The organism is Streptomyces sp. NPDC048560 (genome assembly GCF_040650955.1).
Taxonomy (GTDB): Bacteria; Actinomycetota; Actinomycetes; order Streptomycetales; family Streptomycetaceae; genus Streptomyces.
Window position 1 is genome coordinate 378135 of record NZ_JBEZIJ010000006.1, and the last position, 13210, is coordinate 391344.

Consider the following 13210-nt stretch of genomic DNA (forward strand, 5'->3'; position numbering starts at 1 on the left):
GTCACAGACGGGTGACCGAGGAGACGGGCATCATGCCGACGGGGTCGTAGCGCACCGGGGCGCCCGGGTAGGGGGCGTGGATCACCTGGCCGTCGCCCGCGTACATCCCGATGTGACTCGCGTCCGCGCGGTAGGCGACCAGGTCCCCCGGGCGGGCCTCGGAGAGCGGCACCATCCGGCCGGCGTACCGCTGGGCCTGGGAGGTACGCGGGAGGCTGACCCCCGCCTGGGCGTACGCCCACTGCATGAGGCCGGAGCAGTCGAATCCGCCGGGCCCGTTGGCGCCCCACACGTACGGCAGGCCGAGCGCGTGCCGGGCCGCCGCGAGGGCGGCCGTCGCCCTTCCCGATCCGGGTGCCTGCTCCGAGAGGGCCTGGACCGGCTCGTCCCTGCCGTCCCGCGATGCCCGGTCGAGGGTCTCCCGCTCCTCGGCGGGCAGCGAGTTCAGCAGCGCCCTGGCCTGGGCGAGCTTGCCCTCGACCGAGCGCTTGTGGCGGGAGACGGCGGCCCGGCCACTCTCCAGCTCCGCGAGGGACCTGGTGGCCTCCGCGCGGGTCTGGGCGACCGTGCGCCGGACCGCCTGGAGCTTGTGCAGCTCGGCGGTCCGGCGCGCGCTCAGCCGGTCCAGGGTGGCCGCCCGGTCGAGGAAGGTGTCCGGGTCCGACGAGAGCAGCAGCGCGATCGACGGGTCGATGCCGCCCGTGCGGTACTGGGCACCGGCGAGCGAACCGAGGGCGGTGCGCATTCGGTTGATGTTCTCCTGGCCGCGGGCCGCGGCGTCCTGCGCGCGGGTCACCACGCCGCGCAGCCGCTCGACCTTCTCCCCGGCCGCGTTGTAGCGCTCGGTGGCCTTCTCGGCCTCGCCGTACAGCCGGTCGACGCGGGCCCTGGTGGCCTCGTGGGTGTCCTGGGGGTCGGCGCTCGCCGGAGCGCCTCCGAGTGTGGCAGCGGCGGTCGCCGCGGCGGCCGACAGAACAGTGACCCGGACGGTCCGGTTGAGGCCGGACTGCGTGGAACGGCGATGGGACACCACAGGAAGCCGTACTCCCTTCCGCGTACCCGCCCGCTGGACGCCGGACGGAGCGCAGCCCCTGCCGCCCGGGCGGGCGGAACGAGGACCGGGAGCTGCGCAGCAGGCAGACAGTAATCGGACTGCTACACGGCGGCCAAAGACCGCGCCCGGCGGCGCGGGGCGGGAAAACAGCTCCGCCCCGCCGGTGACCTCGGTCTCCGGCGGGGCGGGGCGTCAGTGAAGGGTGCCGCAATTCGCCCGTTCGGGCGTCAGACGCGCACGCCGAACTGGAAGGTGCCCATGTAGTCCATCGACTCGTAGCGGACCACGGCGCCCGGCTTCGGGGCGTGCAGGATCTGGTTGTTGCCCGCGTACAGGCCCACGTGCGAGGTGTTGTTGAAGAAGACCAGGTCGCCCGGCTTCAGCGCGCTGCGTCCGATCCGGGCACCGTCGTTGATCTGGGTGTACGTGGTGCGGCTGATCTGGACGCCGGCCTGGGCGTAGGCCCACTGGGTCAGTCCGGAGCAGTCGTACGAGCTGGGGCCCGTGCCGCCGGAGACGTACGGCTTGCCCTGCTGCGTGGAGGCGGCCTGGAGCGCCGCTGCCCCGCGGGCGGATGCGGGGACCTCGTTGCCGAGGCTGACCCGGTCGCTCGACGCCCGGCTGGCGCGGACCTCTTCCTGACGCATCTTCTCGCGCTCGGCCTCGGTCAGGGTGTTGAGGAGCTGCTGGGCGTCGGCGAGCTTGCCCTGGAACTTCTTCTTGTTCTCGCCGAGCGCCTTGCGCACGTCAGCGAGGTCGCCGAGCTTCTCCTGGGCCTCCTTGCGCTGCTGCGCGAGGGTGCGCTGCTTGCCCTGGATCTTCTGCAGCGACTCGGTCTGCTTGGCGGTCAGCTGGTCGAGCGCCGAGGCCTTGTCGAGGAAGCTGTCCGGGTCCGAGGCGAGGAAGAGCTGGATGGACGGGTCGATGCCACCGGAGCGGTACTGCGCGGTGGCGAGCGAACCGAGCTCGCCGCGCAGGGTGTTGAGCTCGTCCTGGCCGCGGGCGACCTTGTCCTGGAGCGCGTCGACCTGCTTCTTGAGCTTGTCCTGCTGCTCCTTGGCCCCGTTGTACTTCTCGGTGGCCGCCTCGGCCTCGTGGTAGAGCTTGTCGACCTTCGCCTTGACCTCGTTCTTGGTCGGCTTGGGATCGGCGTGCGCTGCCTGAGATGTCAGAGCCACGGCCGCGGCGGCGGTGGCGGTGAGCACGGTCACGCGGGTGCGGCTCGGCTGCTTGGGACGACGGTGGGACGCCACGAAGGCGAGCTCCTTCTTCCTCGAGCCGCCTACCGGGCTGTGGGGGATGGAATCCCCGGCTCCGTGCTCTCACGGACTCGGCGGTTCCTTCGCTGCCACCCCGGATGGGTGGTCAACCGTGCGAAGGTTCGAGGGCTGACCCTAGTGACCAACTTGTGATGAGTTCAAATCCTCACGGGCAAAATCTCGCCACACGAGGCACTTATTTACTCACAGCACACCGCGTGTAGCTGCAACTTGACGGTACGTTCCCAAAATACCGGCATGTCACACATGCGGGACACAAGGCCCTAGACGCGCGAAAGCCGCTTCAGGAGCAAGGCGGACGCGACGGGTCTCGCACCCGCCTTCGCCACTCCGTCGGCCACTTCGCGGTCGGTGGAGACCACCACGACGGGCCGGCCGGGCGGTTCGGCACGGGCCAGTTGCCGGATCAGCTCGTCGGCGGTCACGCCCGCCTTGCTGAACAGCACCCGCACCCCGCGCGGCGGCGCGAGCAGCACCGGAGCGGCCAGTTCGGCTCCGTCGAAGACACAGGTCATCTCCGCCCCCGTCTGTGCCGCCAGGACCGAGAGACCGCCCAGCAGCCTCAACCGCTGCTTCTCCAGCGGCATCTGCGGATAGCCGGTCTTGGTGACGTTGTAGCCGTCGACGATCAGATGCGCCTGGGGCAGCGCGAGCAGCTGGTCGAGCAGGGCGGGATCGGTCTCCGAAAGGGCTCTGGCGGCAATGTCCTTGGGCGACATCCGGCCCGGTTCGACGGCCTCGACGCTGTCCGCGGGACGGATCGAGGAGGGCGGCAGGGCGAGTTCGCGCCGCAGTCCCTGCGCCGCGTCGAGCACCGTGTCCAGGAGCAGCCGCAGCCGCATGTCCTCGACCGAGCGCCCTTCCCTGGCGGCCCTGCGGCTCGCCTCCACGGACGCCTCCGCCTCGCCGAGCCGCGCCTTCAGCCTCCGGGACTCGCTCTCGGCGGCCGAGATCTGCACCGCCGCCTCGGCCCGTACGGTGTCGGCCTCGGCGCCACCGCGGCGCAGGGCCGCCTCGCTGCGCTTCACCTCGCTGAGGGCACTGCGGAGTTTGCGCTGGAGGGACTCAGCCTCCTTGCGGGCGGCTTCGAGTTCGGCGCGCAGCCGCTCGGTCTCGCTCTTCGTCTGACTGCGTGCCTGGGCCAGCTCCTCGCGGAGCCGCTCCAGTTCGCGCCGGGTCTCCTCGTCGACCCGCTCGGCGTCGGCCCGCTGAACCTCTTCGCCCGCGGCCTCGACCAGCTTGACCCAGCCTGCCGGCCGCAGCACGTAGGCGGCGGCGGCCACGTCGACGGGATCGGCGGCGGCGGGCGGCGCTCCGGCCTCCAGCGTGGCGGCCAGCTCGGGCTGCGCCTGCGCGATCCGCTCACCGATGCGCAGGCGGAAGGCCGGCTCGCTCTCCAGCGCTGCCGCCATCGCGTTCCCGGCGAACTTGGCGCGCCGGGTGGGCGTGAAGCGGGCGTACTGTCTGAGCTGGGTGGGAAGTTCGCCGACGGTCAGGCCGCCGAACGCGTCCGAGACCAGCGCGATGACCCGCCGTCGCACTCCCTCGGGCAGCGGGCGGTCGAGTGCCTCGACGGCGCCCTCGGCCTCATCGGCCGGTTCGGCGCCGCTAGTCGGCTGCTCCACCATCCGTCACCCCAAAAGTTTGTCCGCGGCCCCGTCAGGAGTCGGCGCCGGGCCTGTCTACCAGCTCGATCTGATCAACCGCGTTGCACCAGCGGCAGCGCACCGACTCGATGGTCTCACTGACCACCTCGCGCTCCTCGACGCTGGACTCCCCGGCCAGGTCCAGATGGACGTACTCCACGACCTTGGAGGAGCGGGTCACATCGAACCGGGTGAGGTTTCCGCAGAGCGTGCAGCGCCAGCGGGTCCCGTCGGTCGGCATGGGAACCGTCGTCATCGTTGCGTCCTCTTTCGTCGTTCGTCGAGCCTGAAGCTGTCTGTATCAACGATCTCGCGGTGCGCCGTCGAACTGCGGATGTCCTGCTGCAACCCTACGGCCTCGGGCATACCCGGAGACACGGCGAGGCGCCCTGTCCCGTTCTCCGCCGGTACGTCATGCTCTGTGCATGATCGATCGGCGGGAAGTCTGGGGGGACAAGGCCAGGAGGGTCCGCGCCGCGGCCGCGGCGGACGGGGCGCCCGTCACCTACGGGCTCATCGCGCTGTGCTGCGCCATCTTCCTGATCAGCCCGCTCTCCGGGTTCAACCTCTCCTACGGCACGGCCGACCGGCTGCTCGCCGCGCAGGCCGCCTACTTCGAGCGGTGGGGCGTGATCCCCAGCGAACTGTGGGACGGCTCCACGCGTGCGCTCCTCACCCCGCTCACCGCGCTGTTCGTGCACGGCAGCTGGCTGCACCTGCTCGGCAACATGCTGTTCCTGTACGTGTTCGGGGCGATGGCCGAGGAACGCATGGGCCACCTCGGGTTCGCCGTCTTCTACCTCTCCTGCGGCTACCTGGCCCTGCTCGTCTACGCGGCGGCGCACGCCGAGTCCGACCAGACCCTGGTCGGCGCGTCGGGGGCGATCTCCGCACTGCTCGGCGCGTTCCTCTGCCTCTTCCCCAAGGTGCGGGTCACGAGCATCTTCCCGTTCCTCTTCTTCCTGCCGCTGCGCTTTCCCGCCTGGATCGTGCTGATGTTCTGGTTCATCCTCCAGTGGCTGGCGGCGCAGAGCGTGGGAAACAGCCCGGGCGTGGCGTATCTCGCCCACGTCGCGGGCTTCGCCGCCGGGTTCCTGTACGCCTGGGTGTGCTACCGCCGTGGGGCTAGAGTGAAGTCTCCAGCCACGGCCACCGAGGGAGAAAGCCAGCCGTGATCACCGCGATCGTGCTCATCAAGACCAGCGTGGACCGGATTCCGGAGATCGCCGAGGCCATCGCCGCGCTGGACAGTGTCAGCGAGGTCTACTCCGTCACCGGTACCTACGACCTCATCGCCATGGTCCGGGTGGCCAGGCACGACGATCTCGCCGATGTCATCCCCGGCCGGATCAGCAAGATCCCGGGCGTCGAGGGAACGGACACCCACGTGGCCTTCCGTACGTACTCGCAGCACGACCTGGAAGCGGCCTTCGCGATCGGCCTGGACGCCTGAGAGCTGTCGGACCTCTCGTCGCACGCCGGCCGAGCACGGGGCGCACCCGTGCCCGGCCGACGTGTCGCGGCCGTCAGACCTGAGCGGCCCCGCGGTCCGGGACGCAGCGGCCGTCCTCCGTGCGGTACTTCCAGCGGGCGCCCTCGCGGACCAGCTCCTTCACCGCCCTTACGAAACGCTCGACGTGCTCGTCCGGCGTACCGGCCCCGAAGCTGACCCGGATCGCGTTGAGCGACTTCTCTCCCGGCTCGGACTCCGGGGCGCCGCACTCGCCCGGGTCCTGGGCCTCACCGCCCAGCAGGGTCCGCACCAGCGGGTGGGCGCAGAACAGTCCGTCGCGGACCCCGATGCCGTACTCCGCGGAGAGCGCGGCGGCGAAGTGCGAGCTGTTCCAGCCCTCGACGACGAACGAGATGACACCGACCCGCGGGGCGTCGTCGCCGAACAGGGAGAGCACCCGGACCTCCGGGACCTCGGCGAGTCCCTCGCGGACCACCGAGACGAGGTGCTGCTCGCGGGCGACGAGCGTGTCGAAACCCGCCTCGGTGAGCGCCTTGCAGGCGGCGGCGATCGAGTAGACGCCGATGACGTTGGGCGAACCGGCCTCGTGACGGGCCGCGGTGGTGTGCCACTCCACGTCCACGCCGCCGTCGGCGCGCCGGGCGACCTTGCGCGAGGCGCCGCCGCCCGCCAGGTACGGCTCCGCGTCCCGCAGCCAGTCGGCGCGGCCCGCGAGGACTCCCGAGCCGAAGGGCGCGTACAGCTTGTGGCCGGAGAAGGCGACCCAGTCGACGTCCAGCTCCGCGATGTCCACCGGGTGGTGCGGCGCGAGCTGCGCTGCGTCCAGGACGATCCGCGCGCCGTGGGCGTGGGCGACGGCGGCCAGTTCCCTGACCGGCCACAGCTCCCCGGTGACGTTGGAGGCGCCCGTGACGCAGACCAGCGCAGGTCCGTGGGGGTCGCGTCCCGCGAGCGCCCGCTCCAGGAACTCCACGGCCTGACCGGGCGTACGGGGGGCGTTGAGGTAGGTCACGCGGGCGTCGCGCCAGGGCAGCAGCGAGGCGTGGTGCTCGGTCTCGTAGACGAACACCTCGCAGTCCGCGGGGATCGCGGCGGCGAGCAGGTTGAGGGAGTCGGTCGTCGAACGGGTGAAGATCACCTGGTCGTCCGCCCGGCAGCCGAGGAACTCGGCGACGGTCCTGCGGCTGTTCTCGAAGAGGTCCGTGGAGAGCTGCGAGAGGTAGCCGGCCCCCCGGTGGACGCTGCCGTAGTACGGGGCGTACGCGGCGACGTCGTCCCACACCCGCTGGAGAGCCGGGGCGCTCGCCGCGTAGTCGAGGGCCGCATAGGTGACTTCGCCACCCGTCACGAGCGGAACCGTGACGTCCTTGCCCAGAACGGGCAGCGGCGCACAAATGGACTGGTCGAGGGCAGCGACGGAGACAGACATGGCGAACTCCCGTAAGAGGCAGGCGAATTCCACACGCCGGCGGGTACGCGGCAGCGCGGGAGAAGAAAAGAGGGTGCGCGGAGGAGGGCGAAAAGGCCCTAACGCATTCGCTTGCTCACAAGGGACTCCCTAGGGACCAGGACCCCGGGGGCTGGCATTCACAGATGCCGAGGGGCCCGCGCTTGCCGCAGACCTCGCTGCCTGCGGCCTGGTCTTCACCCGGGGCACCCCGCCACGGACGGAGGGTTGCCGGACAGCGAGCCGGGGCCTATTCGCTGTCACTCATGACCTGCGCAGCATCTTGCCATACGCACGGACATACGCAAGGCGCGGTCCGGCATCCGGACCGCGCCCCGCGCGCGCCATGCGTGTTCAGGCGTTGCTGGCCGCCACCCAGCGCTCCAGCACGCGCTTGGCCGCACCGGAGTCGACCGACTCCCTGGCCCGCACGATCCCGGCGGCGATCTGCTCGTTCAGCGTGCCGGGTCCCGGGTCCAGGGCGGTCAGCGCGGCCGCCGTGTTGAGGAGCACCGCGTCGCGCACCGGACCGGTCTCGCCGTCCAGCAGACGGCGGGCCACGTCCGCGTTGTACGAGGCGTCCGCCCCGCGCAGGGCCTCCACGGGCACCAGCTCCAGGCCGACGTCACGCGGGTCGAACGCCTCCTCGCGCACCGCCCCGTCCCGGACCACCCAGACCCGCGACGTCGCCGTCGTGGTCAGCTCGTCGAGGCCGTCGTCGCCGCGGAAGACCAGCGAGGAGTTGCCGCGGTCGGCGAGCACGCCCGCCACGATGGGCGCCATCCGGAGGTCGGCGACGCCGACGGCCTGGGCGCGCACCTGTGCCGGGTTGGTGAGCGGGCCCAGGATGTTGAACGTGGTCTGCGCGCCGAGTTCCTTGCGGGCCTTGGCCGCGTACCGCAGGGCGGGGTGGAACTTCACGGCGAAGCAGAAGGTGATGCCCGCTTCCTCCGCCACCTGCACGACGCGCTGCGGCGTCAGTTCGAGGTTGACGCCCAGCTTCTCCAGGACGTCGGACGCCCCGCTCGCCGAAGAGGCGGCGCGGTTGCCGTGCTTGACGACCTTCGCGCCGGCCCCCGCGATGACGATCGCGGACATGGTGGAGATGTTGACCGTCTTGGCGAGGTCGCCGCCGGTGCCCACGATGTCGACCGTGCGGCCCGGTACGTGGATGGTGTTGGCGTGCGCGTACATGGTCCGTACGAGCCCCGTGACCTCCTCCACCGTCTCGCCCTTGGCCCGCAGCGCGACGGCGAAGCCGGCGATCTGCGCGTCGGTCGCCTCGCCGCTCATGATGCGGTCCATGGCCCACGCGGTGTCGTCCGCGCCGAGGTCCTCGCCGCGCAGCAGCGGGTTCAGCACGCCCGGCCAGGAACGAGCCGCCACGCTGTCGCCGCCGTCCGGGGTCACAACGTTCATGGTCCGCTCCTGGGGTCCACAGCCGATAAGGGGATCGGCTCCACCTTATCCAGCCCGGAGGGCAGCAAAGAGCCCCGTCCACCCGATGGACGGGGCTCTCACTGTGGCGATCAGTTCAGGTGATCAGTGGTGGCCGTGGCCGCTGGTGATCTCCTTGTACTCCTCGGCGGTGGGCTTGGCGATCTGGTTGTCCCCGCCGTAGTAGCCCTTGCTGAGCTTGATGCGCAGCTTCTCCATCGCGGAGACCTTGCGCTTCACGCCGTTCTCGTCGACCGCCGGGCCGATCTCGGCCGGCGTGTACTGCTCGTGCGCGGTCAGCGTGTGCAGCTGGCCCGGGCTGAGCGGCTCGTGGATCTCGACGAACTCACCGTGCGGCAGGCGCTTGATGATGCCGGACTCGCGTCCGTGCAGCACCTTGTCCTTGTCGCGGCGCTGGAGGCCGAGGCAGATCCGCTTCGTCACGATGAACGCGATGACCGGGGCCACGAAGAACGCGATCCGCACGAACCAGGTGATGGAGTTGATCGACAGGTGGAAGTGCGTCGCCCACAGGTCGTTACCACCACCGACGAGCAGCACGAAGTACCACGTGATCCAGGCGACGCCGAACGCCGTGCGGGTGGGCACGTTGCGCGGGCGGTCCAGGATGTGGTGCTCGCGCTTGTCACGCGTGACCCAGGACTCGATGAACGGGTAGACCGCGATCGCGACCAGGACCAGCGGGAAGACCATCAGCGGGATGAACACACCCAGGACGAGGGTGTGACCCCACGCGTTGATCTCCCAGCCCGGCATCACGCGGATGAGGCCTTCGGAGAAGCCCATGTACCAGTCGGGCTGCGCGCCGGTCGACACCTGGTCGATGCGGTACGGGCCCAGGGCCCAGATCGGGTTGATCGAGGCGATCGCCGAGATGATGGCGATGACACCGAAGACCAGGAAGAAGAAGCCTCCGGCCTTCGCCATGTACACCGGCAGCAGGGGCATACCGACGACGTTCTTGTTCGTCTTGCCGGGGCCCGCGAACTGCGTGTGCTTGTGGTAGAAGACCAGGATCAGGTGAGCGACCACGAGCCCGAGCATGATGCCCGGCAGCAGCAGGATGTGGACCGAGTAGAACCGGGCGACGAAGTCGACGCCGGGGAACTCCCCGCCGAACAGGAACATCGAGAGGTACGTACCGACGACCGGCACCGAGAGGACGGCGCCCTGCATGAAGCGGACACCGGTGCCCGACAGCAGGTCGTCCGGGAGCGAGTAACCGGTGAACCCGGTGAACATGCCCAGGACGAACAGCAGGAAGCCGAAGACCCAGTTGACCTCACGGGGCTTGCGGAACGCACCCGTGAAGAAGACGCGCATCATGTGCACGAACATGGCCGCCAGGAAGATCAGCGCGGCCCAGTGGTGGATCTGCCGGACGAGCAGACCACCGCGTACGTCGAAGCTGATGCGGAGCGTCGAGGCGTAGGCCTCGGACATCCGGATGCCCTGCAGCGGCTCGTACGAGCCGTGGTACACGACCTCGTTCATGCTGGGGTGGAAGAACAGCGTCAGATACACACCCGTGAGGATGATGATGATGAAGCTGTAGAGCGCGACCTCGCCCAGCATGAAGGACCAGTGGTCCGGGAAGATCTTGCGCATGTTGGCCTTGGCCAGGCCGTAGATGCCGAGCCGGCCGTCCGCCCAGTCGGCCACCCGCTCACCGGCGGGTGCCTTGCGCTTGGTGTCTGTCGCAGTACTCATCCGCGCTCCCAGAATGCAGCACCGACGGGCTCTTCGAAGTCACCCAGCGCCTCGAGGTTGCCCTCAGTGTTCACGCCGATCCGCAGCTGCGGGAGCGGGTGACCGGCCGGACCGAAGATGACGCGGGCGCCGTCGGAGAGGTCGAAGGTGGACTGGTGGCACGGGCAGAGGACGTGGTGCGTCTGCTGCTCGTACAGGCTGATCGGGCAGCCGACGTGGGTGCAGATCTTCGAGAACGCCACGATGCCCTCGTGGGCCCACTCGCGCTCACGCTTGCTCTTGATGTCGTCCGGCTCGATCCGGACGATCATCAGGGCGGCCTTGCCCATCTGCGTCTGGAAGTCGTGCGCGTCCTCCTCCAGGCCCTCGGGCATGGCGAAGGTCAGCGAGCCGACGACGATGTCCTCGGGACGCAGCGGCTCCATGGTGTTCATGTTGATGAGCTGCTTGCCCTTGCCCCACATGGTGTTGCGGAGCTTCTTCTCCGGCAGCGGGCCGAGGTCGCGCAGCAGCATGACACCGGAGAGCGGCACCAGGGCCAGCGCACCGAACATGGTGTTGCGGATCAGCTTGCGCCGGCCGAAGCCGGACTCGGCGGCACCGGCCGCGAAGTCGGCCAGGACCTGCGCCTTGACCTCGGGCTCGGCCTCGATGGGGTGACGCTCGGCAGCCGTCTCCACGTCGGACATCAGGGTGCGCGCCCAGTGGACGGCTCCCGCGCCGATGCAGAAGAGCGCCAGACCCAGGGTCACGCCCAGGGAGAAGTTCAGCGCACTCACGTGGCCGAACGGCCAGATGAAGACGATCTTGTCGACCGGGAAGATGACGAAGGAGGCGATGAACGCGACCGTCGACAGCATGGACAGCATGAACAGGGTCGCGACCGCGCGCTCGGAGCGCCTCGCCGCCCGCTCATCGATGTCCTGGATGCGCGGCTTGTGGGCCGGCAGCCCCGGATCGGCGAACGGGTCGTCCGCCACCTTTACCGCGCCGTGCGCGGTGTCCTGCTCGACCGGCAGGATCTCTTCTGGAATCTCTTTGCTACTCATGACTTCTTGGCCTTAGCGGTGTGGGCCGCGACCCAGACGGCAACTGCGATCAGTGCGCCGAGTCCGAAGATCCAGCCGAACAGACCCTCGCTGACCGGACCGAGACCACCCAGCTTGAGCCCACCGGGGCTCGCGGAGTCTTCTCCGTTCACGGTCTGGACGTACGCGATGATGTCCCGCTTCTGCTGCTCCGGCATCGTCGTGTCGGGGAAGGACGGCATGCTCTGCGGGCCGGTCTGCATGGCCTCGTAGATGTGCTTCGGGCTCACGCCTTCAAGGCTCGGGGCGTACTTGCCGTGTGTCAGCGCGCCGCCCTCACCGGTGAAGTTGTGGCACTGGGCGCAGTTGGTACGGAACAGGTCGCCGCCCTTGGCCGCGTCCGCGCCCTCGGGGCTGACCTGCTTCTCGGTCGGCGTGATCGGACCGGCGCCGAGCGACGCGACGTACGCCGCGAGCTGGTCGATCTCGGCCTGGGTGTAGACGACCGGCTTCTTCGGTACCTGGGCGCCCGGCTGCTGAGCCGGCATACGTCCGGTACCGACCTGGAAGTCTACGGCGGCGGAGCCGACGCCCACGAGGGACGGCCCGTCGGTGGTGCCCTGACCGCCGGTTCCGTGGCAGCTGGCGCAGCCTACGGAGTAGAGCTTCTTACCCTCGTCGATAGCGAGGGACTGGGCGGTTTCGTCTGCCTGCGCCTTACCCGCAGGCGCAAAAGCGGCGTACAGCCCCCCGGTAGCCGCCAGCGCGAGGAGTAGTACGACGACCGCCGCCAGCGGATGGCGTCGTCGTGCGGAGAGCTTTTTCACGGATTACCCCGGTGTCAGGATCTTCTGCGTCGATGGTGGGTGGGTGCGAGCCGGTTACTTGATCATGTAGATCGTGGCAAACAGGCCGATCCACACGACATCGACGAAGTGCCAGTAGTAGGACACGACGATGGCGGCGGTGGCCTGTTCGTGGGTGAACCTCCTGGCTGCGTACGTCCTGCCGAGAACCAGCAGGAAGGCGATGAGACCGCCTGTCACGTGCAGACCGTGGAAGCCGGTGGTCAGGTAGAACACCGAGCCGTACGGGTCGGACGACAGGGAGAGCCCCGCGTCCTTGACCAGCTCGGTGTACTCCAGGACCTGGCCTCCGATGAAGATCGCACCCATCACGAACGTGATGATGAACCAGGTGCGGAGCTTCTTCACATCGCCCCGCTCCGCGGCGAAAACGCCGAGCTGGCAGGTGAGTGAGGAGAGCACCAGGATCGTGGTGTTGGTCGCCGAGAACGGGAAGTTCAGATGATGAGCCATCTCCTTCCAGTGATCCGGTCCCATCACCGATCGCAGGGTGAAGTACATCGCGAAGAGGGCCGCGAAGAACATCAGCTCGGAACTCAACCAGATGATGGTTCCGACGCTGGTGAGGTTCGGTCGATTGACCGACGGGTGCGCGTGCCCGGTTTCTACTGTCGTTGCTGTCGCCACGACCGACATTATGTCGGTCGCTTATCCCGCCCTCACTCCCGGGGGTGCCGTTCGGTGTGTCAACCGCGTGTGTCCTCCCCGAACGGCCCATCGAATCGGTGTCATTACCGGTGCTGACAGGCTGTCCGTCGGAGTACGATCCGCGCATCGGTTCATGCCCGGAGAGCCCCGAAGACGCAGATGTCACGGAGGAACAATGCAGCCGACCGCCACGGTCCTGGTCTACAGCGACGACGCCAACACCCGCGAGCAGGTGAGGCTGGCAGCAGGTCGCAGGCCGGCGGCGGACGTGCCCCCGGTGGAGTTCGTCGAGTGCGCGACCCTGCCCGCCGTTCTCAGCGCCCTGGACAGGGGCGGCATCGACGTCTGCGTACTGGACGGCGAGACCGCCCCCGTGGGCGGTATGGGTGTCTGCCGGCAGATCAAGGACGAGGTCTTCCACTGCCCGCCGGTGCTGCTGCTGATCGGGCGCCCGCAGGACGCCTGGCTGGCCACCTGGAGCCGCGCGGACGCCGCCGTGACCCTTCCGGTCGAGCCGGTCGAGTTCGCCGACGCCCTCGCGGCTCTGCTGCGGGGCAGGCTGTCCCTGGACGCCTGAGGGTTTCCGGTCTCCGGACCGC

At 69.3% G+C, this 13210-nt stretch carries 13 protein-coding genes and 1 riboswitch; of the genes, 3 read left to right on the forward strand and 10 right to left on the reverse strand.

Features of this window, described 5'->3' with window-relative positions; all coding sequences use genetic code 11:
- Window position 1: 1 nt before the first annotated feature.
- From AB0C82_RS18895 to AB0C82_RS18910, 4 genes are all read right to left on the reverse strand, one after another.
- Entirely contained in the window at window positions 2-1033 is a 1032-nt protein-coding gene (locus AB0C82_RS18895; protein WP_362842966.1) for an NlpC/P60 family protein, read from the reverse strand.
- Window positions 1034-1281: 248 nt separating this feature from the next.
- Window positions 1282-2307: an NlpC/P60 family protein gene (locus tag AB0C82_RS18900; protein WP_362842969.1), complete on the reverse strand. Its 1026-nt coding sequence runs from the start codon at window positions 2305-2307 to the stop codon at window positions 1282-1284.
- Window positions 2308-2597: 290 nt separating this feature from the next.
- Complete coding sequence (locus AB0C82_RS18905; RefSeq protein WP_362842972.1) at window positions 2598-3959, reverse strand: NYN domain-containing protein; 1362 nt, start codon at window positions 3957-3959, stop codon at window positions 2598-2600.
- Window positions 3960-3993: 34 nt separating this feature from the next.
- A complete protein-coding gene (locus AB0C82_RS18910) occupies window positions 3994-4236 on the reverse strand; it encodes a hypothetical protein (RefSeq protein WP_328909734.1) in 243 nt (80 codons plus the stop codon).
- Between the two features lie 169 nt (window positions 4237-4405).
- On the opposite strand from AB0C82_RS18910, the gene AB0C82_RS18915 reads away from it, so the two are divergent.
- Window positions 4406-5155 carry a rhomboid family intramembrane serine protease gene (locus AB0C82_RS18915; RefSeq protein WP_362842975.1) on the forward strand — a complete coding sequence of 250 codons (750 nt, stop codon included), beginning with the start codon at window positions 4406-4408 and terminating at the stop codon, window positions 5153-5155.
- Window positions 5152-5433 (forward strand): Lrp/AsnC ligand binding domain-containing protein, encoded by a 282-nt coding sequence (locus AB0C82_RS18920; protein ID WP_362842978.1) that lies wholly within the window; start codon window positions 5152-5154, stop codon window positions 5431-5433. Before AB0C82_RS18915 ends, AB0C82_RS18920 begins: the two co-directional genes overlap by 4 nt.
- 73 nt (window positions 5434-5506) lie before the next feature.
- Here AB0C82_RS18920 and AB0C82_RS18925 read toward each other — a convergent pair whose 3' ends face one another.
- The 6 genes from AB0C82_RS18925 to AB0C82_RS18950 all read right to left on the reverse strand — a co-directional run bounded on the left by AB0C82_RS18925 (window position 5507) and on the right by AB0C82_RS18950 (window position 12599).
- Window positions 5507-6883, reverse strand: coding sequence for an aminotransferase class V-fold PLP-dependent enzyme (locus AB0C82_RS18925; RefSeq protein WP_362842980.1), 1377 nt, complete (start codon window positions 6881-6883; stop codon window positions 5507-5509).
- A 173-nt stretch (window positions 6884-7056) separates the two neighbouring features.
- A riboswitch (SAM riboswitch) is annotated at window positions 7057-7173 on the reverse strand.
- A gap of 82 nt (window positions 7174-7255) precedes the next feature.
- On the reverse strand, window positions 7256-8320 hold the full coding sequence (trpD, locus tag AB0C82_RS18930; protein ID WP_362842983.1) for an anthranilate phosphoribosyltransferase: 1065 nt from the start codon (window positions 8318-8320) through the stop codon (window positions 7256-7258).
- A 123-nt stretch (window positions 8321-8443) separates the two neighbouring features.
- Window positions 8444-10069, reverse strand: coding sequence for a cytochrome bc complex cytochrome b subunit (locus AB0C82_RS18935; protein ID WP_362842985.1), 1626 nt, complete (start codon window positions 10067-10069; stop codon window positions 8444-8446).
- On the reverse strand, window positions 10066-11118 hold the full coding sequence (locus AB0C82_RS18940; RefSeq protein WP_362842988.1) for a Rieske 2Fe-2S domain-containing protein: 1053 nt from the start codon (window positions 11116-11118) through the stop codon (window positions 10066-10068). The genes AB0C82_RS18935 and AB0C82_RS18940 overlap by 4 nt, the downstream gene beginning before the upstream one ends.
- On the reverse strand, window positions 11115-11924 hold the full coding sequence (locus AB0C82_RS18945) for a c-type cytochrome (protein ID WP_362842991.1): 810 nt from the start codon (window positions 11922-11924) through the stop codon (window positions 11115-11117). The genes AB0C82_RS18940 and AB0C82_RS18945 overlap by 4 nt, the downstream gene beginning before the upstream one ends.
- A 54-nt stretch (window positions 11925-11978) precedes the next feature.
- Window positions 11979-12599: a heme-copper oxidase subunit III gene (locus tag AB0C82_RS18950; RefSeq protein ID WP_173312778.1), complete on the reverse strand. Its 621-nt coding sequence runs from the start codon at window positions 12597-12599 to the stop codon at window positions 11979-11981.
- 187 nt (window positions 12600-12786) lie between these two features.
- Here AB0C82_RS18950 and AB0C82_RS18955 point away from each other — a divergent pair, with 187 nt between their 5' ends.
- Window positions 12787-13188, forward strand: a complete 402-nt coding sequence (locus AB0C82_RS18955; RefSeq protein ID WP_362842994.1) for a hypothetical protein — start codon at window positions 12787-12789, stop codon at window positions 13186-13188.
- Window positions 13189-13210: the final 22 nt, after the last annotated feature.